This window comes from Pantoea sp. T14 (genome assembly GCF_036663535.1).
GTDB classification, from domain to species: domain Bacteria; phylum Pseudomonadota; class Gammaproteobacteria; order Enterobacterales; family Enterobacteriaceae; genus Pantoea; species Pantoea phytostimulans.
The window spans coordinates 748782-775202 of record NZ_JAWUEB010000027.1; the positions used below are offsets into that span (position 1 = coordinate 748782).

The following is a 26421-nucleotide window of genomic DNA, read 5'->3' on the forward strand; positions in this document are numbered from 1 at the left end:
GTTCGGCGTGTCGCACCGGAGCATTACTGTGCGCTGGATCCAATCTCTTTATCCCAGCGTCCTAACAGCGCTTTGCGCTTCGCTGAATCACCGTAGGTTTTGAAGTCGTAATCGATCAGCTTGATGTTTTCAAAACGTGGTGCGTATTCCGAGATTTCAGCACTGCGATTAGACGGTAGCTGGAAAGATTTTGCCTCTTTCATGTGTGATTGCGCCTCGGCGCTGAGTGCCCAGTCATACCAGATTTTGGCGCTGGCGAGATTACGCGCGCCTTTGATGATCGACATTGAGCCAATCTCATAACCGGTACCTTCACAGGGCGCGACAGATTTAATCGGGAACCCATCAACCTGCATCGCCACCGCATCATGCATAAACACAATACCAATCGTCGTTTCGCCACGTGCCGCCGCTTTTACCGGCGCAGAACCTGACTTGGTATATTGCGAAATATTGGCGTTGAGCTTTTTCAGGTAATCGAACGCCTTGTCTTCACCCATGATCTGCACCAGCGTCGCCAGGGTGTTGTAGGCGGTGCCGGATGAGTTCGGGTTAGCAATCTGAATTTCGCCTTTGAACGCGGGGTCGAGCAGATCGGCCCAGCACTTCGGCTCTTTAAGCTTTTTATCGGCCAATAATTTGGTGTTATAGCCCCAGCCTAACGCGCCCGCATAAATGCCCACGGTGCGATAATTTGAAATCTCCGCCTGTTTTTTTGCCCAATCCTGCTGCTGGTCTAATAACGGTGACTTATAAGGCTGCGACAACCCCTCTTCTGCGGCCTGCATATGGGGATCGCCGGTGCCCGCCCACCAAATATCGGTTCTCGGGTTGCGAGCTTCGCTACGGATACGCGCATAGGCTTCACCGGCTGAAAGCCTGACCATACTGACTTTTATATCGGGATGTGACTGGCTGAAGATGCGTGTCATCTGCTCACAAACCACCACGTCTGCGGAGCAAATCATATTGAGATTACCGGCTGCATAGGCAGAAAAGGACAGCGTCGAGCTACTTAAAACCAGAACGGCGGCGAGCGATGAGTAACGCATGATGTTCTCCTGATGTGTAGGGTGGTGCTTCACTGGCACCTTTTTTTGCACGTGTGTGCAAATTAGTAGAGAAGCGGCAACACGCTGTCAATCCGCTTGTTGTGCAATTGTTAGGCGATGTCACAAATATTAAACATTATGGTGAAATTGTTTTTTGCACAGCTTTGCAATCTGAGGCAGACTTATTGCATCATTAAACAGGCGAGTCTTTTGCGGGTGGAAATGTGTTGATGAACAATGACAAATGGGTAGTGAGCGCGCAGGACGTCGCGGAACGCGCGGGCGTTTCTCGCTCCGCCGTTTCGCGTACCTACACACCCGGTGCCAGCGTTTCAGAAGCGACCCGCGCCCGTGTTTTGAAGGCCGCCGAGGAGTTGGGGTATCACGTCAATCATCTGGCGCGCGGGCTGGTGCGCAATCGAAGCGGTATCGTTTGTTTGATCGCGTCTGAGGTTGATACGCCCTATCGTGCCAATCTGGTGCGCTGGCTAACCCAGTTTCTGCAGGAAGCGGGCAAAATTGCCATGTTAATTAATACCGATCGCTCTGATGACAGCGTTTCTGCCGCGTTGCAGCAGGCAATTAATTTTCGCGCCGATGCCTCGATTATTCTTTCCGGCATGCCCGACAGCGCGATTACCCGCCTCTGTTCAAAGCATGGACAACATTTGGTGCTGATCAATCGAGATGAATCGCTGCCGGGTTCGTTGAGTATTAATCTCGATTCACGCTCTGCGGCTGAGATGGCAGTGATGGCTTTTTTACGCGCCGGATGTCGTCACCTGGCTTTTGCTAATTCCCTGGCGGGAACGCCCAGCCTAATGAAGCGTGAAAAGGATTTCCTTGCCGCAGCAGACAAAGCAAACTTACCGGTGACAGTAGAACGCTTTGGGACGACCTCTTATGAAAGCGGCCAGATCCTGGCGCATCGGTTGCTGACCCGCGACAATCGTCCGGATGCGGTTTTCTGCGTTACCGATCTCATTGCGTGTGGTTTTATGGATGAAGCACGCCATCGCTTCTCGTTGAGAATCCCCGAAGATTTATGCATAGTCGGCTATGACAACATCACGCAGGCGGGCTGGTCATCCTATAACCTCACCACCTTTGCGCAGCCTGTGGAGCGCTTTGCCCGCGATGCGGTGCAGTGGCTGATTGACGCTGAACAGCAGGATCACACCCTTCTACTGCGATCGGAACAGCAAAGTGATAGCCGGATGTATGAAGCAGAGGTGAAATGGCGCGGTTCAGTACGTGGCGGTTGAATAAAAAACCATGTAAAACCGCAAGCCCCGCCTGTTTTGGTTGGGGTGAGAACGCCGGCCCAGCAGGCATTAACGGAGAGTAGAGATGGAATCTTCCCCCTTTTGTTCCAAAGCGTTGCTGATTATTGATATGCAAAATGCGCTGTTTTACGGCAGCGAAGATCCTTTCAATAGCACTGAAGTGCTGGCGAACATCAATCAGTTGATCGCAAAAGCGCGGGCTGCGGGTGCACCAGTATTTGCCGCCAGGCATACCGGGCCCGCCGGTTCCCCTTTTGATCCTGACAATCCGATTACCCATCTGATTGAGGAGCTACAGGTTGAACCCAATACAGATGAGGTGTTTATCAAGCGCTTCCCCAACTGCTTCCGGGATACCGGTTTGCATCAAAAACTCAAAGCGCGCGACATCAATGAACTGGTTATTGTTGGCATGAAAACCCAATTTTGCGTTGATACGACCTGTCGGGCTGCCGCAGATGCCGGATACAGCGTGGTGCTGATCGCCGATGCGCACACCACGACCGATTCTAAAGTCATTCCTGCCGAGGCGATTATTGCCCACCACAATGACACGTTATCGGGGCCCTTTGTTAAAACCTGTTTGACTAAAACCTATATTTTTTAATAACCAAATAGAGGGTAAACCGCCCTCTAAAATAAATGCACCATTCATATTTGGTTATACTTTTTCTTGCAATACCCTTTCTTATTGAAATAACCCCTTATTGCCCTACCTCAATTGCAAATAGTCGCTCCGCTTATTTAAATAGTCTCATTTCGTTACGTTATCAAATTTAGCTAACTGCCTAAATAGTCGCCTGTTGGATGTGACAAATATCACCTTTGTGCCAGGCTTATATTCTCAGATAGCAAAGTTCAAGGAGCCAGATATGACAACGCCAACCAATAAAGCCCTCGATTTGAACGAATATCCAAAACCACCCTTTGAAGAACAATCACAAGATGTACCGGGTTTAGCCAGCAAAATGGTACCGGTTCCCGACCATGGCGAAACCAGCTATCGCGGCACTGGACGCCTTACCGGCCGTAAAGCGCTGATCACGGGCGGTGATTCGGGTATTGGTCGCGCCGTAGCGATTGCCTATGCACGAGAAGGTGCGGATGTGGCGATCAACTATTTACCTGCTGAGGAATCTGATGCAGCTGAAGTGATTAAGCTGATTCAGGCGGAAGGCCGTAAAGCTATCGCTATTCCTGGGGATATTCGTAGTGAAGATTTTTGCCAGAAACTGGTTAAAGACGCGGTAGAACAATTAGGTGGCCTGGATATTTTGGTCAATAACGCGGGTCGCCAGCAGTTTAATGAATCCATTCGTACGTTAAGTACAGAAGATTTTGACGCTACGTTTAAAACCAACGTCTATGCGATGTTTTGGATCACGAAAGCGGCAGTGGATTATTTACCGCGCGGTGCCAGTATTATTAACACCTCTTCTGTTCAGGCATTTAAACCCAGCGAAATTTTGCTGGATTATGCACAAACTAAAGCCTGTATCGTGGCGTTCACTAAATCCCTTGCGCAGCAGCTTGGCGAGGAAGGCATTCGCGTAAATGCTGTGGCACCGGGACCTTTCTGGACGCCATTGCAAACCAGCGGTGGTCAGCCGCAAGAAAAAATTAAACAGTTTGGTGCGTCAGCGCCACTGGGCCGCCCGGGTCAACCGGCTGAGATCGCCCCACTGTATGTCACGCTGGCCTCAACGGAATCCAGCTACACTTCAGGACAAGTCTGGTGCACCGATGGCGGTACCGGCACACTGTAATTAAACGCCCAATGTGGCCGCATCATGCGGCCATTTTTCTGTTTTTCGTATACCAGGATGATTATGGAAAACCAGATTTTCGACTCTCCAACCCGAGACAATGGCTTTGCCGGCCTGGGCGATTATGCCGCCATTGGTGAAGGACGCTCAGTGGCGCTAATAGCGCCCGACGGTTCAATAGACTGGTGGAGCGCGCCCAATCTGGATTCCACTCCACTGTTTGACCGCCTGCTCGATCCTAACATCGGCGGCTATTTTCAAATCGTTCCTAACGCACCTTATCGCGTATCGCGCCAGTATCGTGAAAACAGTAACGTTTTAGAAACGCGCTTTGAAACCGATGCGGGCAGCGTACTGCTCACCGAATCGATTAACAGCACGCTGGCAGGTCGCCTGCCCTGGAGCGAGCTGGCACGGCGCATAGAAGGTGTTGAAGGCCATGTCGAACTGATTGTTCGTCTGCGCTTTGGTACAGCGGCTGAAACCCGCTCGCCGTGGATTGCAGAAAGTGATCAGGGCAAGGTTTTTCACATTGCCAATGTGTTGGCGATGGTGCGTACCAGCGAAGATATCGATATTGATCATTTAGATGATGAAAAACTCACCGGGAAACTGCGCACCTCACCTGGCTCAAGCTCACTCTGCGCACTGTTAATCAGTGAAAATGAACCGCTGGCGGTGCCTGAACTTTCGGCAATCGATAACCGCATCGATACCAGCGATATCGCCTGGCGCGACTGGGTTGAAAGCCTGAGTTATGACGGCAGTTTTCCGCAATTAGTAAAACGCTCCGCCCTGTCGCTGAAATTTCTCTGGTACTCCCCGACCGGGGCGTTAGCTGCGGCGGCGACCACGTCCCTCCCTGAAGGCATCGGCGGCGAAAAAAATTATGATTATCGCTTTGCATGGGTACGTGATGCTTGCCTGATCATTAAAGCGTTTGTCTATCTGGGTGCGCTCGAAGATTGTAAAGCCGCATTTTCCTGGCTGTCGAAAACCATTATTCGTCATGGGGTGAGATTACGTGCCTGTTATACGCTTGAAGGCGATATTGTGCCTGAAGAACGCTATCCCGAATTAGCGGGATATCAGGATTCACTGCCGGTTCGCGTGGGGAATAATGCGCGCGATCAACTCCAGTTAAGTATGTACGGCGACATGTTGGGAACGGCCCGGCTGTTCATCAAAGCGGGACACGTTTTGGATCTCACTACATCGCGCATGCTGGGCGAACTGGCTAACTGCTGTGCCGATAATTGGCGTCAGAAGGATGCCGGTATCTGGGAGTTACCAGAAAAGCAGCATTATACCCACTCGAAAATGGCGTGCTGGCTGGCGCTTGATCAGGCTGTCGCCATGGCAGAGAGGAAATACATCGAACCTACCTGGGTTGAGCGTTGGCGGCGCGAGCGTGATCGCATTAGCGACTGGATAGAAACGCATTGTTGGTCGGAGAAGAAACAGGCTTACCTGTTTTACGTAGGCTGTGAAGATCGTCTCGATGCCTCGCTGGGGTTGATGCATCACTACGGCAACACGGTCAATCCTGAACGTATGCTGTCCTCTTACTGCGCAATCAAAAAAGAGTTAGGCCATGATACCGCCATGCTCTATCGCTACAGCGGTGTAGAAAAAGAGGAGAGTACTTTTCTCGCTTGCTCATTTTGGCTGGCTGAAGCCTGGGCTGCGCTGGGTGAAATTGAATTAGCAAAAGAGACGATGACCGACATTCTGGCTGCGCTAAACCAACACGGTAATGTTGATATTTTTAATGAGATGTTTGATGTCCGCAGCAATAGCTGGCGCGGCAACATGCCGCAAGGATTGAGTCATCTGGCATTAATTTGTGCAGCGCAGGCGATTACTGAACATCAAAAAGAGCAGACGCAGTCAGAATGACCGGGTTACATGCTCGGTGATTTCACTGAGTGGGTGAAGCGTGCCGCGCGCTGCAAATCGCGCATGACCCCTCTTCCGCTTTGTGAGAAAGGCGACCCCAACAAAATGCAATGCAACGACTCGCCAGCCGCGTTAAGTGGGCTGGCGTTTTTTTTACTGCAGCGCTTCCAGAATGTGAAATGCCGCTTTAATGCGTTCTTGATTGGGGTAATTTTTATTAGCCAGCATCACAATGCCGGTGTTGCGTGCTGGAATAAAAGCGATGTAAGCCCCAAATCCGTTGGTGGCACCCGTTTTATGAACCCATGAGGCGCGATCGGTCGGTCCCGCAGGCGTTACCATTTTTGTTGGTTGTGCTGATAACGCCACGTTGTTGTCGCTGGCATCCACCAACGTTTGCACAGCAACCGGCCAGTTATAAATTTCCCATCCCAAACCCTGGAACATTAAACCGGTTTCAAAGTAGCGTGACTGTGATGTCATGATGGCGTTTCGCAGCAGCGTATTACCGGATGATAAGCCGTTGGGATTGGCATTCGCCTGCATAAAGGTGAGCATATCGCGTGCCGACGATTTTATCCCATAGGCTTCGGCGTCGAGCATGCCGGGTGAAACGCGTATCGGCTGGCCATTTTTGTAGCCCCATGCGTAATCAAACATCATGGTTTTCGGTACGGTAAAGAAGGTTCGCGTCAAACGCAGAGGCTGAAACACACTTTTGGTCATTGCTTCTTCGAAGCGGCCTTTGGTCATCAAGTAACCAAACAAGCCAATACTGGCGTTGGAGTACTGGCGAATCGTGCCCGGTGCCGCTTGTGGCTGCCAGTTTTGGTAATAGCTCAGCAGCGAAGCCTGATCGGTAACAGTATCAGGAAGCTGCAAAGGCAATCCGCCTGCCGTATAGGTCGCGAGATGCAACATTCTGATGTTTTGCCATTGCGCCCCTGAAAGTTCCGGCCAGTATTTTTTCACTGGCTCAGTAAGACGCAGATCGCCGTTGCGTATCAACACGCTGGCCAACACACCCGTAAAGGTTTTGCTCACGGATCCTAATTCAAAAATGGTGTTTTCCGTGACCGCTCGGCCTGATTCAACATCGGCCAGACCAAAATTAATGTACTGCGCGCGGCCTTTATAAAGCACCGCTACCGACATGCCAGGGATCGCCTGTTGCTTCAGCAGCGGTTCGATGGTTTGTTGGACCAACAGAGTGACCTGCTGTGACGTCAAATCGGGTGAGGCGACAACACTGCAGGGCGAAAGAGAGAAAAGTAAGACCAAAGAGAGCAGCTTTTTCATTAGCGATTATTCGTTTCTTCACTGAATCAAATTATTTGCATTGAGATGCACATGATTGCACGCATATTTGTGCCTGTGAACTGCAGGAGCTGTTATTCCGGGTATTACATTGTGAACGTTCTACATAGCAGTTGGTTTGACAGGCTGAAACGTCACATTTAGCCGCAATGGGTGTGAGTTGGGCAAGAGGCGCACGAGAAGGAAACATAGCGGCGGTTTGAGCGAAGGCGCTGCTGAACAGAAATGCGCACAGCAGCAGGCTAAGGCTTAGGATAGATTTCATGATGGTTCTCCAGATGAACGCTGCATTAAGTATGGTCAATGCACAACGTCACGTCAGAGAAATCTTATCAAATTGAGATCATCGGCGGATGACGCACAAATTCTGCTACGCCACGGTGATAAATATCGTTGAGTTGGTGAATATAACGCAGCGGACAATGTTGCTCTCTGATACGTGTAATGCCGCCCTCACCTTTTTCATGGGCGATGGTGGGATCTTCAATAATATCCATCAGCGTGCGTTTTAAGGCATTAATCAATGCCTGACGCAGGTGGTCTTTTTCAGTGACGCTGGAGATACTGTATTCACGGTCATCATTTAAGGCCCCACCAATACACCAGCCCGCGCCAGGTGGGTTAATTTCAGGTAAAGCGCGCACATTACTGGTTATTACCGGACAGCCACTGGATTGCATTTCCAGCACGGAAAAGCCGTAAGTCTCTTGCCAGGTGGGCAGCAAACCGACATCACTGTGGCGAAACAGCGCCATTAGCGCGGCATTATCCATGCGGGTTTGATGTTTAAAACAGCGATAGCGCTGTATACGGTTTTCAATACTGCGATAAAAGTCTTCATTGTCCTGATATTGCCGATGCGCAATGTTATGGCGCTTAGTGAGATCACCAATTAACTGCACCTCTAATTGTGACTCATCAATCTTTTTCTCATCCAGCAATTGCGTTATTGCCAGTACGACTTCAGCACCGCCCTTGCGATAAAACTCACCGCCCGCAAAAACCAGGCGCAATTTCCCTGGGGAACGTGGCATTTTTTGTTGGCAAAACAGTTTTTGTGGTGGATGAAGCACCACCGTCTTGGCTCGCATACGCTTTGCAATATCAGGTTTATGTTGAAAGAGCTTCATCTGAATGTTCAGCGTGGCCTCTGAAATAGCGATTAATCCGAAGCAGTTGTCTTTTAATACGTGGGGGATCAAACGCTTTAGCTCAGGGTTATCTTGTTTAGCGACCCCTGCGACAGGCAACACGCGGGGTAATTCGGTTTCAAAAGTCGCTAACCATTTTCGTCGGGTTATCGCGACCTCATTGAATAAGTGCAAAATATCTGGCTGCTGTCGTGCCAATAAGGGAAGCGGTAAAAACACAAAAGTTTTATTCTTTTGAAGAATGCGCGTGCGAAAAGGATTGAGGAAGTAAAAGAGATTGTGCTTTTTTAGATTTAGATATGTGTTATCCGGGTTAACAATAATATTACGCCGCTCCGGATATTGGTTATTGGTTATGCCTATTTTCATCATTTTCTTCCGAGGCCAGTGTTTCCTACGTTGATATATATCATGAGACGAGAAAGCGAGAACCTACGGAACTTCTTAAAAAACCCCACCAAAGAAAAACATCTAAAAAGATTAATCATTCACAATTTAATAACAAAGTCGCTTTCTTGAGTTAATTTAAGATATCCCGCAGAAAATAAGTCCCGATCATTCATAAAAACAATCAGTAACTGCTTGATTAATTAAATTGATTAATGCCCTTTATTTATTCTTACCGCTATTAACGCAGTGATGAATAAATCCTCATTACGTTAAGTTAACTCGCAGGCCGGCCTTGATCTAATGATTATTTTTAAACAGATTAATTATCGCGCCGGAAAATATCAAAATTACATACAGATTATTTAACTAACGTTTCAGCGGTTTTGCTTTTCTCGCGCCACTTTGATGAAACAAAAGGTGCAAACAGCGCGTTTAATGATTTTAAGTGCACCATATCAGAGCAAATCAGTGCCTCTTAAACGTGCATCAGCGTGTCTCATCAATTTAAATTTGCCATTATCTTACTCATTTTATTAAGTTTAATTTTTACGGATACGGCGTTCTCGGCATTGGTACAAAAGTTGCAAAGATATCTTCAGATGACAGGAGATAAATATGAAAGCGATTGTGATTGGTGGCGGTATCGGCGGAATGAGTACCGCGATTGCACTGGAAAAAGCGGGTTATCAAACGGCAGTCTATGAAGCGGTCAAAGAGATAAAACCGGTAGGCGCGGCAATTTCCATCTGGCCAAATGGCGTGAAGTGTTTAAATGCCTTAGGGATGAAAGAGGCGCTGCGGGCGCTGGGTGGAAATATGGCTTATATGGCCTATAACGATTTCGCTTCAGGCACCACGCTAACGCGCTTTAGCATGTCGCCGCTGGTGCAACAGGTTGGTGAATACCCTTACCCGGTTGCACGCGCAGAACTGCAAGCAATGCTGATTGATACTTATGGGCGCACGCGCATTAACTTTGGTAAACGCGTTATTCAGGTTGAGCAGAGCGAAAATGGCGTCATTGCGACCTTTGACGATAACAGCCAGGTAAGCGGAGATTTCCTGATTGCTGCTGATGGCACGCATTCCGTGATCCGCCAATATGTCGTCGAGCAGGCGCCAGAACGGCGTTACGCCGGCTATGTTAACTGGAATGGTTTAGTTGAAATTGATGAATCCATTGCGCCAGCCGATCAGTGGACCACCTTTGTCGGTGAAGGCAAACGTGTTTCACTGATGCCTGTTAGCGGTAACCGCTTCTACTTCTTCTTTGATGTGCCATTACCGAAAGGCTTACCCGAAGATCGCACTACCCTTAAAGATGATTTGCGAGGTTATTTCAGCGGCTGGGCTGAACCGGTACAGAGGCTGATCGCGACGATTAATCCAGAGACCACCAATCGGGTTGAAATTCATGATATCGAACCTTTTAGCAGTTTCGTTAAAGGTCGGGTGGCGCTGTTAGGAGATGCGGCACACAGCACCACTCCCGACATTGGCCAGGGCGGTTGTGCAGCTATGGAAGATGCCATTGTCCTTGCTTCAACGCTGGCATCACACTCGCTGGGTATAGAAGATGCATTGCTGCGCTATCAGTCGCGGCGCGTTGAGCGAGTAAAGGATTTAGTGCTGAAAGCGCGTAAGCGTTGCGATGTCACGCACGGCAAAGATCCGGTCGTGACGGCTGAATGGTATCAATCGCTGAAAAAAGAGACGGGTGAACGCGTATTAGCGGGCATGTGTGAAACCATCGAAGGCGGTCCATTCGGTTAATCACGGGGTCATCGATAAAGGGCGATTGGCTCGAAAGCCGACCGCCCTTGCCTTACTCAGCTAAACCGCGATTTTTTAACATCGGTTCAATCTGCGGTTCGCCGCCACGCCAGCTTTCATACAGTTTTTTCAGATCACTGCTGTTGCCGCGAGACAGGATTTTTTCACGGAATATCTGCCCATTTTCGCGATTTAACCCGCCATTCTCGACAAACCATTGGAAGCCATCGTCAGCGAGCATTTGCGTCCAGATATAAGCGTAATAACCTGCCGCATACCCTCCTCCCCAAATATGTTGAAAGTAGCTGGAGCGATAGCGCGGGGGTACGGCGGCGAGCGCCAGATTATCGCTTTGCAGCGCCTGCTGTTCAAAACCATCAACTGATTTTGGGCTATTGCTGCCGTTCAGGCTATGCCAGTGCAAATCCAGCAGCGCGGCTGCCAGTAATTCACTCATGTCATACCCTTTGTTGAACTTCTCAGCACGTACGATTTTCTCATGCAGTTCGGCGGGCATCGCTTCGCCGGTTTGATAGTGACGCGCAAAATTGCGGAAAACCGCGGTTTCGCTGGCCCAGTGTTCATTAATTTGTGAAGGGAACTCGACGAAGTCACGCGGCGTGGCGGTGCCAGAGAGGCTCGGATAACGCTGGGTTGCAAATAAGCCGTGCAGCGTGTGACCAAATTCATGGAACAGCGTGATAACTTCGTCCCAGCTCAGTAGCGCCGGTTCGCCAGCGGGCGGTTTGGTGTAGTTGCAGACGTTGTAAATCACCGGCTTGCTATCGAGCAACGTCGATTGATTGACGAAATTGCTCATCCACGCGCCACCCCCTTTGCTGTCACGCTTGAAGAAATCGGTGTAAAACAGCGCCATTGGCTGGTTATCTGCATCAAAAATTTCATAAACCCGCACGTCAGGGTGATAAACAGGCAAGTCGTGACGCTCAGAAAAAGTGATGCCAAACAGCTGCGTCGCTGCCCAGAACACCCCTTTTTCCAGCACATTGTTGAGCTCAAAGTAGGGTTTTATCTGGCTCTCATCCAGATCGTATTGCGCATGACGCACTTGCTCAGCGTAGAAACTCCAGTCCCAGGCGCTAAGCGTAAAATCAGCCTGTTGCTGATCAATTGTCTGTTGAATCGCAGCGGCTTCGCGTTCGGCTCGGGCACGCGCAGCCGGCACGATATTACGCATAAAGGCAAAGGCCGCATCCGGGGTTTTCGCCATCTGATCCTGCAATTGCCAGGCTGCATAGCTGGCAAAACCGAGCAGCCTTGCCTGTTCTGCACGGACCTGCGCCAAACGCAACACCCCTTCACGCGTATCGTTTTCATCGCCCTTTTCGCTGCGCGTCCACGCAGCCTGGAACAGGGCATGACGCGTATCGCGCTGTTTCAGGCTCTGCAAAGCGGGTTGCTGCGTGGTGTTTTGCAACACCAGCAGCCAGGCATTTTCCAGACCGCGCGCTTTGGCTGCCGCTTGCGCCACAGCGAGGTCGGCAGCACCTAAACCGTCAAGCTGCTGAAGATCGTTAATCACTAAACCGCCCGCTTTGGTTGCGGCCAATAATTTGTTGGTGAATTGCGTGCTAAGTTTGGCGGCTTCCTGATTCAGCGCTTTAAGCGTGTGCTTCTGTGCTTCCGGCAGATTAGCCCCCGCCAGCTGAAAGTGCTGCCAGGTGACTTCAACCAAACGCCTGGATTCGGCATCCAGTTTGGCACGCTGTTGATAAACCGCATCGAGTCGAGCAAACAGCGGACGGTTCAGCATAATTTCATCATTCAGCGCAGTGAGTTGCGGCGCGATCTCTTCATCGATCTGTTGCAAATAATCGTTGGTATGCGCCGCGGTCATCGCACCAAACACTAAATTGACGCGGCTTAAAAACTGGCCGCTCCGTTCCAGCGCTTCGTAGGTATTCAGAAAGGTTGGCTCATCTTTATTGTTGGCTATCGCCAATACTTCCTGGCGCTTCTCTTCAATACCGGCTTGCAAAGCAGGTAAAAAATCGTGCAGCTCGATCTGATCAAAGGGCGGTGCCTGATACGGTAAATCGCTGACGCTAAAGAAAGGGTTTTGTCGGGCGTTCATAGTCGCTCCTGGAGGGCCAATACAACACATCATCGCAAACAGCATCCTGACAGGTTGTTGTTGCTTGAACAACGTAGACAATTTTCTACTGATAAGAAATTTGCGGCTAATTAAGCCTGTGCTGCTGATAAACAGTGATGATTTCACCCGCAATGGCCACGGCAATCTCTGCGGGCAATTTGCCTTTGACATCAGGCAGACCAACCGGGCAGCGCAGTTGCGCCAGTTGGTCGGCAGAAATGCCTTTGCCTTCCAGACGGTAACGAAAACGCTGAGATTTTGTTTGAGATCCAATGAGACCGACATAGCGGAAATCACCGCGCTTTAATATGGCCTCGGTTAACGCCAGATCCAGCGGATGATGATGCGTCATGACCACAAAATAGGTGTCGGGTGCCGCCTGCGCCACGCAATCCAGCGGATCTTCAGGCTGAACCACCGTCACGCCCGCAGGCACAGAAGTGAACTGCGCTGCACGGCTATCAATCCAGCTTATGTGACAGGGTAACGTAGACAGCAACGTCACCAGCGCTTGCCCGACATGACCTGCGCCATAAACCTGAATCATCGGTTGCGCCTGTAACAACGGTTCAAACAAAATGGTGGTCATGCCGCCACAACACTGGCCTAAACGTGCGCCAAGAGAGAAATCTTCACTGCGCGGCGCTGTCTGGCCGCTGTGTAGCATTTCACGGGCCTGCGCGATGCACTGGAATTCCAGATGACCGCCACCAATGGTCAAATACGTTTCGTGTGGCGTGACCACCATTTTGCTGCCGCTGTCGCGCGGCACCGAGCCGCGCTCACTCAAGACGGTAATCAATACGCAGCTTTGCCGTTTTTCGCGTAGCGCGTGTAACACGGTTATCCAGTCATGATAAATCATCGCAGGCTCCTGCTAACCGCTGCGCGCCCCAGAAGACACGTTCTGGCGTAGCGGGCGCATCCAGCAAGGGATGTTGACGATAATCATCAACGCTGGCCACGGCATCTTGCAAAGCACACCACGCGGCAATGCCAAGCATGAACGGCGGCTCACCCACGGCTTTGGAATGGAAAACAGTGTCCTGTGGATTTTTGCGGTTTTCGACCAAAGTGACGCGCATATCAGGCGGTACGTCACTGATTGCCGGGATCTTATAGCTCGCGGGGCCGTCAGTCAGCAATTTGCCTTTGGCATTCCACACCAGCTCTTCGCAGGTCAACCAGCCTACACCCTGAACAAATCCACCTTCCACCTGACCTATGTCTATCGCCGGATTCAAGGATGCACCAACGTCATGCAGAATATCGGCGCGCAGCAGGCGATATTCGCCGGTTAAGGTATCGATCACCACCTCGCAACAGGCTGCGCCGTAAGCAAAGTAATAAAACGGCTTGCCACGGCCCGCGAGCCGATCGTAATGAATGCCCGGTACGCGGTAATAGCCGTTTGCTGAGAGCGGCACCTGATTAAACCACGCCAGCTGCGCCACTTCGGCAAAGGTGTAATGCTTATTACCGGCCCGCACAATGCCGTTGCGGAAACCAATGTCACTTGCATCGCACGAATGCAGCTTACACAGCATTTCAGTTAGCCTGCCGCGCAAAATCTCTGCCGCATTCTGTGCTGCTTTGCCATTGAGATCGGTGCCGCTGGAAGCGGCAGTCGGCGATGTGTTTGGCACCTTGCCGGTATCGGTGGCGGTAATTTGAATGCGATCAACGTCGATTTGCAGCACTTCAGCCACAATTTGCGCCACTTTGGTGTTAAGCCCCTGGCCCATTTCAGTGCCACCGTGGTTAAGCTGCACCGTACCGTCGGTATAGATCAAAATCAGTGCACCAGCCTGATTAAGAAAGCTGGAGGTAAAAGAGATGCCGAACTTAATCGGCGTCAGCGCCAGGCCACGTTTTAAAAACGGACTTTTGGCATTGAATTCAGTGATCTCTGCGCGACGTGCCTGATATTCGCTGCTGCGTTCCAGCTGTTCGGTCATTTCATCCAGCAAGTTGTCTTCGACCTGCTGGTGATAATGCGTGATGTTACGTTCGGTCTTGCCGTAATAGTTGCGTTTGCGAAGATCTAAAGGATCCAATCCACGCTGTCGCGCCACGTGATCCATGATTTGTTCTATCGCTACCATGCCCTGCGGACCGCCAAAACCCCGATAAGCGGTGTTAGAAGCCGTATTGGTACGGCAGCGATAGCCGGTAATCAGCGCATCACCGAGGTAATAGGCGTTATCGGCGTGAAACATCGCACGATCGACGATGGATCCGCTTAGATCCAGTGAATAACCGCAGTTGCCGGCAAGATCGATTTTCACCCCACAAAAACGTCCATCATCATCCACACCAACATCGTAGCGAACAAAGAAAGGATGCCGCTTACCGGTAATGCGCATGTCGTCACTGCGTGCCAGGCGCATTTTCACTGCGCGGCCGGTTTGCCGTGCTGCTATGGCGCATAAACACGCTACGCCCGCCGCCTGCGTCTCTTTACCACCGAAACCACCGCCCATACGACGCATATCAATGGTGACTTTATTCATGGTAATGCCCATGACTTCCGCTACCAGCTTCTGCACTTCCGTTGGGTTTTGCGTAGAGGAGAAGACTTGCAGCGAGCTGTCCTCGCCCGGGATTACCATCGCCGTCTGGGTTTCCAGATAGAAATGCTCCTGACCGCCAATATGGAATTGCCCTTTGATACGGTGTGGCGCACGCGCTAAAGCAGCTTCTGCATCGCCTCGCTGGTGGATATGGGGTTCCTGCACAAAACTGCCCAGCGCCAGAGCTTGCTCAACATCCAACAGCGGCTCCAGCACTTCATAGTCGATAATGGCGGCTTCCGCCCCCAGACGAGCGGCTTCAGCTGTTTCCGCCGCGACGGCGATAATGATTTGACCGAGATACTCCACTTTTTCATGAGCCAACAGCGGATCGCCCGGTTCCAGCGGCCCGACATCGTTAATGCCCGGCACATCTTGCCAGGTCAATACGCTGATCACCCCAGGAATGGCGTAACACGGCTGAACATCTATACGTGTAATACGAGCATGAGCATGTTCGCTCAGCCGCGGGCACAAATGCAGCAGGCCTGGCAGTTCAGGTTTGTCATCAATGTAGATCGCTTCGCCAGAAACATGTTTTTCAGCGCTTTCATGTTTATTGCTGCGGCCTACGCCACTCTGGATCTCTGCGGCGAATTGCGCCTTGATGACATCTTCTGAAAGCGCGGGACGATTATGAGACATAGCGGCTTACCTCCGTAATGGTCACATCGCCATTGTAACGATGGTAATAACGACGCAGTAAATTGCGGGCTACCTGCAAGCGATAATCTGCACTGGCGCGGAAATCACTTAGCGGCTGGAAATCATCGGCAAGCGCAGCACAAGCTTGCGCCAGCGTTGTCGCATTTAAAGGCTGGCCTGTTAATGCGTGTTCGCAGGCGCTGGCACGTTTTGGTGTTGCCGCCATACCACCAAACGCAATACTGGCATTGCGCACTACGCCATTTTCAACCCAAATATTAAACGCCGCGAACACTGCAGAGATATCATCATCCAGCCTTTTAGAAACTTTCCACGCGATGAAATCAGGTGACACTGTCACTTTAGGGATACTTATCGCACGGATGAACTCCCCTTCAGCAAGCAGCGTTTGGCGATAGCCCGTGAAAAAATCATCAAGCTTAACGCTGCGCTGCGTTTCGCCCTGCTGTAAAAGCAATGACGCATTCAGCGCCAGCAGCATCGGCGAGGCATCACCAATCGGTGAAGCATTCGCGATATTGCCGCCAAGCGTCCCCTGAGAACGAATTTGCAATGAAGCAAAGCGTTGCAACATTTCGCTGACGCCAGGAATACGTTCAGTTAAAAACGCGCTGATGGTGTTTAGCGCAGCGCCTGCTCCCAGCAGCCACGTTTCGTCAGTTTCACTGCAGGTTTTTAATGCGTCGATGTGCTCCAACGCAATGAGCGTTGGCAGCGGTTTATAGTGCTGAGTAAGGGTTAGCGCGAGATCGGTGCCGCCTGCCACCAGTTTCGCGTTGGGATGCTCGAGGTAAATTTGCGCCAGCTGCTGCACCGTTTTTGGCAGAAAACAGCGATGTCCGTTGCCGCTCAGCTCCTGCATTTGATCGTGTGCCAACCCCTCAAGACGCTGCACCACCTGCGTGGCTGTCTGGTCAAACTTATCACTACTGGGTTGCGAGCAAAGCTGTTCGGCAGCATCCATAATCGGGCGGTAGCCGGTGCAGCGACACAAATTGCCTGCCAGCGCGGTTTCTGCCTGATGGCGATCCCAACCGTTAGCCTGTTTTTGCAAGCTAAACAGTGACATGACAAATCCCGGGGTACAAAACCCGCATTGTGAACCGTGACAATCCACCATCGCCTGCTGGGCAGGATGTAACTGGCTACCTTGTTTAAGATCTTCCACGGTAATGAGCTGCTTACCCTGTAATGTACTGACCAGCGTCAGGCAGCTGTTAACGGTTTCGTACTGCATTTTTCCTGCAACAGCTTTACCTAATGTCACGCTGCAAGCTCCGCAATCGCCAGAGGCGCAGCCTTCTTTGGTGCCTGTGCGCCGTTGGCGAGTGCGAAGATAATTCAGTACCGTGAGATTCGGGTCGATTTCGGTTTCAGTGACCAACTGATTATTAAGCAGAAACTGGATCATGCGGCTTTCTCCCCGGCGTCACGATGCCAAACCGGACGACCATTTACCCAGGTTTGCGCGATATTGCGGTCGTCGCCCAGCGTCATTAACACGAACAACTTTTCCCAGATATCTTTACTGTTGCCGATGCGTAAGGTTTGCAACGCGGATACGGCAGGATCGAGCACCACAAAATCCGCCTCTTTGCCCGGATTAAAATTGCCGATGGCGTGGTCGAGATCCAGCGCATGCGCACCACCCAACGTCGCGTGATAAAAGGCTTCAGCGGCGCTGATTTTGTATTGCTGTAGCTGGCCGACTTTGTAAGCCTCACCCAGCGTTTGCAGCATATTAAAGGTCGTGCCTGCGCCGACGTCAGTGCCAATGCCCACTTTAACGCCCTGCTGCCAGCTGCGTTTGATATTGAACAGGCCGCTGCCGAGAAACAGATTTGAGGTGGGGCAAAAAGCAATGGAAGAATCGGTATCGTGCAGGCATTGCCACTCTCTCTCTTCAAGATGAATACAGTGAGCAAAGACGCTGCGGCGGCCAGTTAATTTATAGTGATGATAAACATCCAGATAACCTGCGCGCTCCGGGAACAGCGCTTTTACCCAGGCGATTTCTTGCGGGTTTTCACTTAAATGGGTATGCAACCAGGTATCGGGAAATTCTTCGCGCAGCTGCTGGACCTTCTCAAGCAAAGCGGGCGATGAGGTCGGCGCAAAGCGTGGTGTTAAGGCGTAACTCAAGCGGCCCCGCTCATGCCAGCGCGTGATCAGCGCTCGCGTTTGCTGATAACTCTCTTCGGGCGTTTCCGTCAGATAATCAGGTGCATTGCGATCCATCATCACTTTGCCGGCAATAATGCGCATATCCAGCGCTTCAGCCGCGCTAAACAGTGCATCCACTGATTGAGGATGTACCGTGCCAAAGACCAGCGCGCTGGTGGTGCCGTTAGCCAGCAGCTGATGAAGGAAAAACGCGGACATCTGCGCCGCATGATCGGGACAGTGATATTGCGCTTCCACCGGAAACGTATATTGATTCAACCATTCCAGTAGCTGCTCGCCAAACGCGCCAATCATTTCAGTTTGTGGGTAATGAATATGCGTATCGACAAATCCCGGCATGATGAGCTTGCCGCGCATATCGATAATGTCGTGCGTGTTGAGTTGTTCGCTCACGCTTTGCCATTCATGCAAACCAACCACGCGCCCTTCACGCAGCAGCAGCACGCCATCTTCCAGGTAACGGGCGTGCTCGAGAATGGCTTCTGGCTGTTCCGCGATAGCAGCAAAATCGAAAAAACTGGCGCGGATAGCCGTATCTTTAGTTAAAGGCATGAGATTTCCTTCTTGTGAGAAAACTTCGGGCTTTCTCATTAATTATGCAGGTAATGGCCTTAAACAAGATTAGCAAGAGGCATGCCAATAATTGAGTTTTGCATATCATTTAAATATCAATAGCTTATGAAGATTTGGCAGTAACTTCTAAATGTAACCACCTTGGATCTGTGCGCAAACGGTTGCTCATTAAAGCAACCGTTTGCTATTAGGGTTTTATCAAAAAGAGAGACACAAAAAAGAGGTTACCCGCATAAAACGCCCCACCGTGATGCACTTTTCGAGTGCGTCGTGCGCTAAATAAGCGCATAGCGCGACGGCAGAAAAATCCCTTTACAGCGCAGGCCAGATTTCGGCAGGCACAAGCTAAAACGAAATGGTATGGTGAATGCGTCGAACCTGAAATTGCATAAGGAACAGTGAGATGATTATTTTTGTTACCGGCGCGACGGCCGGTTTTGGTCAAAGTATCACCCGCCGATTTATCGAGACAGGTCACAAAGTTATTGCCAGCGGACGCCGCGCCGAGCGCCTACAAGCACTTAAAGATGAGCTGGGCGATAACCTTTATACGGTACAGCTTGATGTGCGTGATCGTACGGCGATTGATGAGGCCGTGGCGGCGTTACCTGCAGAATGGCGCAACATCGATATTCTGGTGAACAACGCTGGGCTGGCGCTGGGTATAGAACCGGCACATAAAGCCAACGTTGAAGACTGGGAAAACATGATTGATACCAACACCAAAGGGTTGGTTTACATGACGCGCGCCCTGCTGCCGCACATGGTTGAACGCAATGTCGGTCATGTCATTAATATCGGTTCGATTGCAGGCAGCTGGCCTTATGCAGGCGGCAATGTTTACGGTGCGACCAAAGCTTTTGTGCGCCAATTTAGCCTTAATCTGCGCACTGATTTACATGGCACCGCGCTGCGCGTAACGGATATTGAGCCAGGTTTAGTCGGCGGAACAGAATTTTCGAACGTTCGCTTCAAGGGCGACGACGATAAAGCAGGCCAGGTTTACGAAGGTGCAAAAGCATTGACCCCTGAAGATGTTACCGAAGCGGTTTATTGGGTGGCAACGCTGCCGAAACACGTCAACATCAACAGCCTTGAAATGATGCCGGTGAGCCAGACGCTGGCGGGTCTGAAAGTGCATAAACCCTAATAATATCGCCAGCCCCAGCGGCTGGCTCTTTTCAGGCGCGTCCCCAACCCATCACAATGATCAGCATGCCTGTAAAAGCAATGGCGGCGCCGCTCCAGTCCCACACGCTCAGCTTTATGCCATCAACTACACGCAGCCACAGCAACGCCGTTAAAACATACACGCCGCCGTAGGCCGCATAAACACGCCCACTGGCTGCCGGATGAAGTGTCAGCAACCAGACAAACAGCGCCAGACTCGCCGCCGCAGGAATCAACAACCACACCGAAGCGCCCTTTTTTAGCCATAGCCATGGCAAAAAACAGCCAATAATTTCTGCCAGTGCGGTAATGAAAAACAGCAGCGCGGTTTTAATCAGCATTTTACTCTCATAACAGTAAACAAAACGCTCATCGCTGGTGAGCGAAGAAATGGCGATGATATACTATGCAAATCCGTGGCAACAGCCGTTACTGTGGGCACTGTCTGCGTTAACCGAAGGAAAATATCATGAAAAAATTGATTCCAGCCCTGATGGTGGCTCTGCTTTCTGCTTCCGCATTTAGCGTTAGCGCCACCACTAATCGGGTGATTATTGAAGATGGCAGCAGCGCTGCGAGCAATGAAGCCGCGCGTCAAAGTAAAGAGCAATGGAACGACACGCGTATGCTGCGTAACAAAGTTAATTCGCGGGTGGAAAAAGAGTTCGATAAGACAGATACCGCATTTGATACCCGCGATAAGTGCGAACAGAGCCTGAATCTCAATGCATATTGGGAACCGAACACCCTGCGTTGCCTTGATCGTCGTTCTGGTCGTCCCATAGCACCCTGATTACATTCCGCTGCTATAGTAATGACGGACCTGTTACATAAGGAGAAGGTAATGAAGAAACAGACTGGATGGTGGGTAGCGGCGTTACTTGCCGTGCCAATACTGGCACAGGCTTCATGTGAATCGGTGAAAGCGGATATCACCCAGAAAATTATTCAAAACGGTGTTCCTGAGTCAGGCTTCACGTTAGGCATCGTGGCTAATGATCAGGTTGATCAAGCAGGCGGCCAGGTAGTCGGTCACTGTGAAAATGACACACAGAAAATCGTTTATAAGAAAACCAGCCGGGACGATGAATCCAGCGTGCCCGACAGCGCAGGCAGCTCACAAGACTCGCCAGCGCAGTAATATTCAGGGCGACATCGTCGCCCTTTGCTTTACTCCGCATGTTCTGGCCGCTGACGCGGCATCAACCAGGCTACCCACAGCGACAACGCTGCAATCAACAACGCAACCACAAATACCCAATGCAACGACACTGCAATGCCCTGCACCATCTGATGCAATGTGTCGGCGGGTAAGGCCTTGCGCGTCTCTTCTGACATGATTTGCTGTACCGGATCCTGTGCATGCGGTAATCGCCACGCCAGGTTGATATTCAGCACCGCGCCCATTATAGCTGTACCAATTGCGGAGCCGATCATACGACTGAACATGATCGAGGCGGTGCAAATACCGCGAATATCGTAATCTGCATGATTCTGCACCGAAACCAAAAAGGTTGTGCTGGTCATGCCCATCCCGGTGCCAATCACAAACGCAGTCAATCCAGACTGATAAATTGAACTGCCTGTTTGCAGCAGCAACAGCAACGCACTGCCGGCAATCAGCAGCAATGCGCCCAGCTGAGCGGTAAAGCGGTAGGAAGTATGCAGCATTAATCGGCCACTGAGCGTGCTGGCCAGCGGCCAACCTATCGACATCATCGCCAGCGCACTGCCTGCGGCTAAAGGTGTGCCGCCGGTAATGCCCTGGATCCAGGTGGGCAAAAAAGCGCTGATCCCCATCATCGCCGCGCCAATAATTAAATTGCCTGCATTACCGGCAATAATCAGTCGGCTACGCCAGATAATTATCGGAAATAAAGGGGCTTCAGCCCGCTGTTCATGCCGCTTGAGCTGCCAGCCAGCAAAAAGTGACAGTGCAACAAAAGGCAGCAGCCAATAACGCAGTAACTCCGCCTGAAGCAGTGCAATTAATAAGGCACTTACGCATAACATCAACCATGCGCTACCGGCCAGATTAAGCGGTTGTGGCTTTTCATCTTGCTGATGAGCGGGAAGCCAGCGCGCCAGCATCAACATGCTGATCACCCCAATGGGGAGATTGACCCAGAAAATCACCGGCCAGCTGAAATGCTCAACCAGCCAGGCACCGGTAAGCGGGCCAATAATCGCCGCCACGCCCCAGACGCTGGATAACCAACCCTGCACGCTGGCGCGTTCACGTGGAGAATAAATATCCGCGACGATGGTTGAGCTAAGCGGCATGATGGCTCCAGCCCCTAAACCCTGAAAAGCACGGAACAGAATGAGCCAGGTCATGCTGTGGGCAAATCCACATAAAATGGAGCCGATAAGAAAAATGGCGGTGCCGATAAACAGCATCTTTTTACGTCCCCACATGTCCGCGAGTCGGCCATATAAAGGAACGCTAACGGCTTGCGTGAGCAAATAGATAGAGAAAACCCAGCCGAACTGCGAAAAACCGCCCAGTTCAGCAATGATGGTTGGCATAGCCGTAGCAACTATCGTTACCTCGATGGCCGCCATAAACATCGCCAGCATGCAGGCAATCAAAACCCAATGACGCTGACCCGTTTGAAGTTGTGCGCTCTCAGTCATAACTCTCCTTTTTTATGCAGCAAGGCTAGCGCATAAAAGGCGTAAAGGGTTTCCTCTTAGTGCGCTCGTTGTGTGACAGCGTCACGTTAAGTCGATGAATTTTTTTTATTGTCGCCTATCGTCAGTGATTACGCGGGATCAGCTCGCATTTCAAGGTGTTCTATCTGACTGATTTTGCCCATAAAAACTAGCGCGCTTCGCTTTGCGCTGCTATAGAAATAAAGCAACTTTTTCGCTCCCCGCTGAAAAAGAGCAGATAAGCACACTTTTTATCTGCGATTTACGACAGACACAGTATTGGAAGCTTCTGCCCGTTTTTAGCTTTTGTTGTGCTGTCACTCTTTGCCATAACAAATGAGATCGACTGAATAAACAGGGAGACTCACCTTATGCAAAATGCTTCGCTGGCCAAACGCGCCGGTCTTGCGCTGCTTGCCGTCGTTATCGTGCTGGCTGTGCTGGTTTGGGGGATTGGCTGGGACACGCTGGTCGCGCGCAAAGTCGATTTACTCTACCTCGGTCAACAACATCTTTTCCTGGTGTTTTGGTCAATGCTGTTCGCTCTGCTGGTTGGCATTCCCAGCGGCATTATCCTTAGCCGCCCTTTTGCCCGTCGCTGGGCTGAATACGTCATGCAAATCTTTAATGTCGGTAATACGTTGCCGCCGCTGGCCGTATTAGCGTTAGCAATGGTCGTGATCGGCATTGGCGATCGTCCCGCGTTGATTGCGCTGTTCCTGGCTTCGCTGCTGCCCATTGTGCGTAATACCTTCTCTGGTCTGAGCGCCGTGCCTGCATCGTTGATTGAAGCGGCGAACGGCATCGGCATGACCAAGTTCCAGCGCCTGCGCCAGGTTGAACTGCCTAATGCGCTGCCGGTGATTTTAGCCGGTGTGCGTATTGCAACGGCGATCAATGTCGGCACCGCTCCGCTGGCTTTTTTGATCGGTGCCAGCAGTTTTGGCGAACTGATCTTCCCCGGTATTTACCTGAACGACTTCCCTACTTTAATTCTCGGCGCAGTCGCCACGGCTTTGGTTGCGCTGGTTTTAGACATGCTGTTGGCAGCATTGGGACGTTATCTCAGCCCGCACGCTGCGGCATAACATTTAAGGAGCTTTGTGATGCTGAAGCGTTGGATAAAACAGACCGCCCTCGCCCTAACGGCAACGCTGGCGATGAGTCAGGCGGCGCATGCCGCTGAACCGATCGTGATGTCGACGAAAAGCTTTACCGAGCAGCATATTCTTTCTGCAATGACGGTAATGTGGCTACAAAAGAAAGGCTTTCAGGTCGTGCCGAAACGTAACATCGCTACGACGATTGGCCGTAATGCCATGATTAATAAACAGATTGATATGACCTGGGAATATACTGGCACATCGCTGATTATCTTTAACCACATCAATAAACCGATGTCGTCTCAAGATGCCTATAACACCGTGAAACAGCTCGACGCCAAACTGGGTCTGGTCTGGCTCAATCCCGCCCCGATGAACAATACCTATGCCTTCGCTATGCAGCGTTCGCGGGCGGAAAAAGAGGGGATCACCTCGATGTCTCAAATGGTGGCGAAGCTGGAGCAAGTACGTAAAACCGATCCTGACAAAAACTGGCGGTTAGCGTTGGATTTGGAGTTTGCCGGGCGCTCGGATGGAATGAAGCCTTTGCAGGAAGCCTACAACATGCCACTGGATCGCCCACAAATCCGTCAAATGGATCCGGGTTTGGTTTACAACGCGGTGCGTGACGGCTTTGTCGATGCAGGTCTGGTATACACCACTGACGGGCGCGTCAAAGGCTTCGACCTGAAAGTACTGGAAGACGATAAACATTTCTTCCCGAGCTATAACGTGACGCCGGTGGTGCGGAAAGATGTTCTGGAGAGCCATCCCGGTTTAGAAGACGCATTGAATCAGCTTACTCCACTGCTGACCAACGAAGCGATTACCGAAATGAACAAGCGCGTGGATATTGATCATCAGTCACCGCAACAGGTGGCACGCGAATTTCTTAACTCAAAACACATGCTGTAAGGAGGCATCATGGATACCCTTCACTACATCATGCATAACTGGAATAGCCTGCTTAACCTCACCTGGCAACATACCTGGTTGGTGCTGGTTGCCGTTGGTTTTGCCATCGTCATCGGCGTACCGCTTGGCATTTTGATTGTGCGTTTTAAATGGCTCGCTACGCCGGTATTGGGCATCGCTACGGTGGTGCTCACCATTCCAACCATTGCGCTGTTTGGCCTGATGATTCCGCTGTTTTCCATGATTGGGCAAGGCATTGGCGCATTACCGGCAATTACCGCAGTGTTTCTCTATTCTCTGCTGCCGATTGTGCGTAACACCCACACAGCGTTGGAAAACCTGCCGCCGGGCCTGCGTGAAGCAGGACGCGGTATCGGGATGACCTTTTGGCAACGTCTGCGTTGGGTAGAAATTCCTATGGCGCTGCCGGTGATCTTTGGCGGGATTCGTACCGCTGTGGTGATGAACGTGGGTGTGATGGCGATTGCCGCAGTTATTGGCGCAGGCGGTCTTGGCCTGTTGCTGCTGGATGGGATCAGCGGCAGTGATATTCGTATGTTGATTGCCGGGGCGCTGATGATTTGCCTGCTGGCCATTATTCTTGACTGGCTGCTTCATCGTTTGCAGCTGGCGCTGACTCCTAAGGGGATTCGATAATGATAAAACTGGAAAACCTGACGAAAACCTTTACGCAAAAGAACGGCACTACCATGAAAGCCGTGGATAACGTCAGTCTTGAAGTCCCTGCCGGGGAAATGTGTGTGCTGCTTGGCCCTTCAGGCTGCGGCAAAACCACCACCTTAAAAATGATCAACCGCCTTATTCCTGCCACCAGCGGGAAAATTTTGATTAATGGCGAAGATACCAGCACGCAGGACACCACAACGTTACGCCGTAACATTGGTTATGTGATTCAGCAAATTGGTCTGTTCCCCAACATGACCATTGAGGAAAACATCACGGTCGTACCGCGCATGCTGGGCTGGGACAAAAAACGTTGCCATGAGCGCGCAACTGAACTTATGAGCATGGTCGCGCTGGATCCAACCAAGTTCCTGCATCGCTATCCGCGTGAAATGTCGGGCGGACAGCAGCAGCGTATCGGCGTGATTCGTGCCTTGGCAGCGGATCCACCGGTGTTGCTGATGGATGAACCTTTTGGCGCTGTCGACCCCATCAACCGTGAAGTGATCCAAAACGAATTTCTTGATATGCAGCGCCAGTTGAAAAAAACCGTGATGCTGGTGAGTCATGATATTGATGAGGCGCTGAAACTGGGTGATCGAATAGCGGTGTTTGGTCAGGGCAAAATTGTGCAGTGCGCCAGCCCGGATGAACTGCTGGCAACACCGGCTAATGAGTTTGTGGGGTCGTTTGTGGGCCAAGACCGCACCTTGAAACGCCTGCTGTTAGTGCAAGCAGGTGATGTTACCGATCAACAGCCGACGATTACCGTTAGACGCTCGACGCCGTTGTCAGAAGCCTTTGGCATGATGGATGACAATGACATGCGGTCTATTACGGTGGTCGATAATGATGGTAAACCTCTGGGCTTTGTGAAGCGTCGCGAGGCACGCAACGCCAGCGGAAACTGCGAAGACATCCTGAACACCTTTAAAGTGACCGGTAAAGCAGAAGAAAACCTGCGCGTGGTACTCTCTAAGCTTTACGAGCACAACACAGTGTGGATGCCTATCGTGGATGAGGATGGACGTTATAGCGGAGAAATTTCGCAAGATTATATTGCGGATTATCTGAGCTCTGGACGAACGCGCCGCCGCTTGAATCCTTGATGTAAACTCAAAAACAAAAAAGGGCCATAACGGCCCTTT

Annotated in this window: 23 protein-coding genes; 12 read left to right on the forward strand and 11 right to left on the reverse strand. The window is 51.1% G+C overall.

Annotated elements, in window-relative coordinates; genetic code table 11:
• Nucleotides 1-23 precede the first annotated feature (23 nt).
• A complete protein-coding gene (locus SC127_RS21585; RefSeq protein ID WP_215846805.1) occupies nt 24-1052 on the reverse strand; it encodes an ABC transporter substrate-binding protein in 1029 nt (342 codons plus the stop codon).
• 230 nt (nt 1053-1282) lie between these two features.
• On the opposite strand from SC127_RS21585, the gene SC127_RS21590 reads away from it, so the two are divergent.
• The 4 genes from SC127_RS21590 to SC127_RS21605 all read left to right on the forward strand — a co-directional run bounded on the left by SC127_RS21590 (nt 1283) and on the right by SC127_RS21605 (nt 6003).
• Nucleotides 1283-2317, forward strand: a complete 1035-nt coding sequence (locus SC127_RS21590; RefSeq protein WP_332628016.1) for a LacI family DNA-binding transcriptional regulator — start codon at nt 1283-1285, stop codon at nt 2315-2317.
• Nucleotides 2318-2402: 85 nt separating this feature from the next.
• Entirely contained in the window at nt 2403-2945 is a 543-nt protein-coding gene (locus SC127_RS21595) for a cysteine hydrolase family protein (RefSeq protein ID WP_243077922.1), read from the forward strand.
• A 265-nt stretch (nt 2946-3210) separates the two neighbouring features.
• Nucleotides 3211-4104 carry an SDR family oxidoreductase gene (locus SC127_RS21600; RefSeq protein ID WP_332628018.1) on the forward strand — a complete coding sequence of 298 codons (894 nt, stop codon included), beginning with the start codon at nt 3211-3213 and terminating at the stop codon, nt 4102-4104.
• Nucleotides 4105-4167: 63 nt separating this feature from the next.
• The gene (locus tag SC127_RS21605; protein ID WP_243077920.1) at nt 4168-6003 is read left to right on the forward strand and encodes a glycoside hydrolase family 15 protein; all 1836 of its coding nucleotides are present in this window, start codon (nt 4168-4170) and stop codon (nt 6001-6003) included.
• A 153-nt stretch (nt 6004-6156) separates the two neighbouring features.
• On the opposite strand, the gene ampC is transcribed toward SC127_RS21605, so the two are convergent.
• From ampC to SC127_RS21620, 3 genes are all read right to left on the reverse strand, one after another.
• A complete protein-coding gene (ampC, locus tag SC127_RS21610) occupies nt 6157-7302 on the reverse strand; it encodes a class C beta-lactamase (RefSeq protein ID WP_332628020.1) in 1146 nt (381 codons plus the stop codon).
• A 31-nt stretch (nt 7303-7333) separates the two neighbouring features.
• Complete coding sequence (locus tag SC127_RS21615) at nt 7334-7585, reverse strand: hypothetical protein (protein ID WP_332628022.1); 252 nt, start codon at nt 7583-7585, stop codon at nt 7334-7336.
• Nucleotides 7586-7652: 67 nt separating this feature from the next.
• The gene (locus tag SC127_RS21620) at nt 7653-8840 is read right to left on the reverse strand and encodes a glycosyltransferase family 4 protein (RefSeq protein ID WP_332628267.1); all 1188 of its coding nucleotides are present in this window, start codon (nt 8838-8840) and stop codon (nt 7653-7655) included.
• Nucleotides 8841-9476: 636 nt separating this feature from the next.
• Between SC127_RS21620 and hpxO the strand changes: the two genes are divergently transcribed.
• Nucleotides 9477-10634 carry an FAD-dependent urate hydroxylase HpxO gene (hpxO, locus tag SC127_RS21625; RefSeq protein ID WP_332628024.1) on the forward strand — a complete coding sequence of 386 codons (1158 nt, stop codon included), beginning with the start codon at nt 9477-9479 and terminating at the stop codon, nt 10632-10634.
• A gap of 52 nt (nt 10635-10686) precedes the next feature.
• Here hpxO and dcp read toward each other — a convergent pair whose 3' ends face one another.
• From dcp to guaD, 5 genes are all read right to left on the reverse strand, one after another.
• Complete coding sequence (dcp, locus tag SC127_RS21630) at nt 10687-12729, reverse strand: peptidyl-dipeptidase Dcp (RefSeq protein ID WP_332628025.1); 2043 nt, start codon at nt 12727-12729, stop codon at nt 10687-10689.
• Between the two features lie 106 nt (nt 12730-12835).
• Nucleotides 12836-13615, reverse strand: a complete 780-nt coding sequence (gene xdhC, locus SC127_RS21635) for a xanthine dehydrogenase accessory protein XdhC (RefSeq protein ID WP_243077915.1) — start codon at nt 13613-13615, stop codon at nt 12836-12838.
• Complete coding sequence (xdhB, locus tag SC127_RS21640) at nt 13602-15968, reverse strand: xanthine dehydrogenase molybdopterin binding subunit (protein ID WP_332628028.1); 2367 nt, start codon at nt 15966-15968, stop codon at nt 13602-13604. The genes xdhC and xdhB overlap by 14 nt, the downstream gene beginning before the upstream one ends.
• Nucleotides 15958-17400 carry a xanthine dehydrogenase small subunit gene (gene xdhA, locus SC127_RS21645; protein WP_332628030.1) on the reverse strand — a complete coding sequence of 481 codons (1443 nt, stop codon included), beginning with the start codon at nt 17398-17400 and terminating at the stop codon, nt 15958-15960. Before xdhA ends, xdhB begins: the two co-directional genes overlap by 11 nt.
• A complete protein-coding gene (gene guaD, locus SC127_RS21650) occupies nt 17397-18725 on the reverse strand; it encodes a guanine deaminase (protein WP_332628032.1) in 1329 nt (442 codons plus the stop codon). The genes xdhA and guaD overlap by 4 nt, the downstream gene beginning before the upstream one ends.
• Nucleotides 18726-19149: 424 nt before the next feature.
• Between guaD and ydfG the strand changes: the two genes are divergently transcribed.
• Nucleotides 19150-19896, forward strand: a complete 747-nt coding sequence (gene ydfG, locus SC127_RS21655) for a bifunctional NADP-dependent 3-hydroxy acid dehydrogenase/3-hydroxypropionate dehydrogenase YdfG (protein WP_332628034.1) — start codon at nt 19150-19152, stop codon at nt 19894-19896.
• A 31-nt stretch (nt 19897-19927) separates the two neighbouring features.
• On the opposite strand, the gene SC127_RS21660 is transcribed toward ydfG, so the two are convergent.
• The gene (locus SC127_RS21660; RefSeq protein WP_215848277.1) at nt 19928-20254 is read right to left on the reverse strand and encodes a YnfA family protein; all 327 of its coding nucleotides are present in this window, start codon (nt 20252-20254) and stop codon (nt 19928-19930) included.
• Between the two features lie 131 nt (nt 20255-20385).
• Between SC127_RS21660 and SC127_RS21665 the strand changes: the two genes are divergently transcribed.
• Nucleotides 20386-20709, forward strand: a complete 324-nt coding sequence (locus SC127_RS21665; RefSeq protein ID WP_215846796.1) for a DUF1283 family protein — start codon at nt 20386-20388, stop codon at nt 20707-20709.
• A gap of 51 nt (nt 20710-20760) precedes the next feature.
• Entirely contained in the window at nt 20761-21057 is a 297-nt protein-coding gene (locus SC127_RS21670; RefSeq protein WP_332628036.1) for a DUF1161 domain-containing protein, read from the forward strand.
• Between the two features lie 29 nt (nt 21058-21086).
• Here the strand turns inward: SC127_RS21670 and SC127_RS21675 are convergent, their stop codons facing one another.
• The gene (locus SC127_RS21675; protein ID WP_332628038.1) at nt 21087-22553 is read right to left on the reverse strand and encodes an MDR family MFS transporter; all 1467 of its coding nucleotides are present in this window, start codon (nt 22551-22553) and stop codon (nt 21087-21089) included.
• A gap of 389 nt (nt 22554-22942) precedes the next feature.
• Here SC127_RS21675 and SC127_RS21680 point away from each other — a divergent pair, with 389 nt between their 5' ends.
• Genes SC127_RS21680 through osmV form a run of 4 tightly spaced genes read left to right on the forward strand, consistent with a single transcriptional unit; the run spans nt 22943 to nt 26382 of the window.
• On the forward strand, nt 22943-23659 hold the full coding sequence (locus SC127_RS21680; RefSeq protein ID WP_215846793.1) for an ABC transporter permease: 717 nt from the start codon (nt 22943-22945) through the stop codon (nt 23657-23659).
• 18 nt (nt 23660-23677) lie between these two features.
• Complete coding sequence (locus SC127_RS21685) at nt 23678-24589, forward strand: glycine betaine ABC transporter substrate-binding protein (protein ID WP_442955765.1); 912 nt, start codon at nt 23678-23680, stop codon at nt 24587-24589.
• Between the two features lie 9 nt (nt 24590-24598).
• Entirely contained in the window at nt 24599-25246 is a 648-nt protein-coding gene (osmW, locus tag SC127_RS21690) for an osmoprotectant ABC transporter permease OsmW (protein WP_215846791.1), read from the forward strand.
• Nucleotides 25246-26382 carry an osmoprotectant ABC transporter ATP-binding protein OsmV gene (gene osmV, locus SC127_RS21695; RefSeq protein WP_332628040.1) on the forward strand — a complete coding sequence of 379 codons (1137 nt, stop codon included), beginning with the start codon at nt 25246-25248 and terminating at the stop codon, nt 26380-26382. The genes osmW and osmV overlap by 1 nt, the downstream gene beginning before the upstream one ends.
• Nucleotides 26383-26421: the final 39 nt, after the last annotated feature.

What these genes read in the sequence shown, in the direction of transcription:
- SC127_RS21585 (WP_215846805.1), bottom strand. Translation starts at nt 1,052, where the DNA reads ATGCGTTACTCATCGCTCGCCGCCGTTCTGGTTTTAAGTAGCTCGACG.
- SC127_RS21590 (WP_332628016.1), top strand. Translation starts at nt 1,283, where the DNA reads ATGAACAATGACAAATGGGTAGTGAGCGCGCAGGACGTCGCGGAACGC.
- SC127_RS21595 (WP_243077922.1), top strand. Translation starts at nt 2,403, where the DNA reads ATGGAATCTTCCCCCTTTTGTTCCAAAGCGTTGCTGATTATTGATATG.
- SC127_RS21600 (WP_332628018.1), top strand. Translation starts at nt 3,211, where the DNA reads ATGACAACGCCAACCAATAAAGCCCTCGATTTGAACGAATATCCAAAA.
- SC127_RS21605 (WP_243077920.1), top strand. Translation starts at nt 4,168, where the DNA reads ATGGAAAACCAGATTTTCGACTCTCCAACCCGAGACAATGGCTTTGCC.
- ampC (WP_332628020.1), bottom strand. Translation starts at nt 7,302, where the DNA reads ATGAAAAAGCTGCTCTCTTTGGTCTTACTTTTCTCTCTTTCGCCCTGC.
- SC127_RS21615 (WP_332628022.1), bottom strand. Translation starts at nt 7,585, where the DNA reads ATGAAATCTATCCTAAGCCTTAGCCTGCTGCTGTGCGCATTTCTGTTC.
- SC127_RS21620 (WP_332628267.1), bottom strand. Translation starts at nt 8,840, where the DNA reads ATGAAAATAGGCATAACCAATAACCAATATCCGGAGCGGCGTAATATT.
- hpxO (WP_332628024.1), top strand. Translation starts at nt 9,477, where the DNA reads ATGAAAGCGATTGTGATTGGTGGCGGTATCGGCGGAATGAGTACCGCG.
- dcp (WP_332628025.1), bottom strand. Translation starts at nt 12,729, where the DNA reads ATGAACGCCCGACAAAACCCTTTCTTTAGCGTCAGCGATTTACCGTAT.
- xdhC (WP_243077915.1), bottom strand. Translation starts at nt 13,615, where the DNA reads ATGATTTATCATGACTGGATAACCGTGTTACACGCGCTACGCGAAAAA.
- xdhB (WP_332628028.1), bottom strand. Translation starts at nt 15,968, where the DNA reads ATGTCTCATAATCGTCCCGCGCTTTCAGAAGATGTCATCAAGGCGCAA.
- xdhA (WP_332628030.1), bottom strand. Translation starts at nt 17,400, where the DNA reads ATGATCCAGTTTCTGCTTAATAATCAGTTGGTCACTGAAACCGAAATC.
- guaD (WP_332628032.1), bottom strand. Translation starts at nt 18,725, where the DNA reads ATGCCTTTAACTAAAGATACGGCTATCCGCGCCAGTTTTTTCGATTTT.
- ydfG (WP_332628034.1), top strand. Translation starts at nt 19,150, where the DNA reads ATGATTATTTTTGTTACCGGCGCGACGGCCGGTTTTGGTCAAAGTATC.
- SC127_RS21665 (WP_215846796.1), top strand. Translation starts at nt 20,386, where the DNA reads ATGAAAAAATTGATTCCAGCCCTGATGGTGGCTCTGCTTTCTGCTTCC.
- SC127_RS21670 (WP_332628036.1), top strand. Translation starts at nt 20,761, where the DNA reads ATGAAGAAACAGACTGGATGGTGGGTAGCGGCGTTACTTGCCGTGCCA.
- SC127_RS21675 (WP_332628038.1), bottom strand. Translation starts at nt 22,553, where the DNA reads ATGACTGAGAGCGCACAACTTCAAACGGGTCAGCGTCATTGGGTTTTG.
- SC127_RS21680 (WP_215846793.1), top strand. Translation starts at nt 22,943, where the DNA reads ATGCAAAATGCTTCGCTGGCCAAACGCGCCGGTCTTGCGCTGCTTGCC.
- SC127_RS21685 (WP_442955765.1), top strand. Translation starts at nt 23,678, where the DNA reads ATGCTGAAGCGTTGGATAAAACAGACCGCCCTCGCCCTAACGGCAACG.
- osmW (WP_215846791.1), top strand. Translation starts at nt 24,599, where the DNA reads ATGGATACCCTTCACTACATCATGCATAACTGGAATAGCCTGCTTAAC.
- osmV (WP_332628040.1), top strand. Translation starts at nt 25,246, where the DNA reads ATGATAAAACTGGAAAACCTGACGAAAACCTTTACGCAAAAGAACGGC.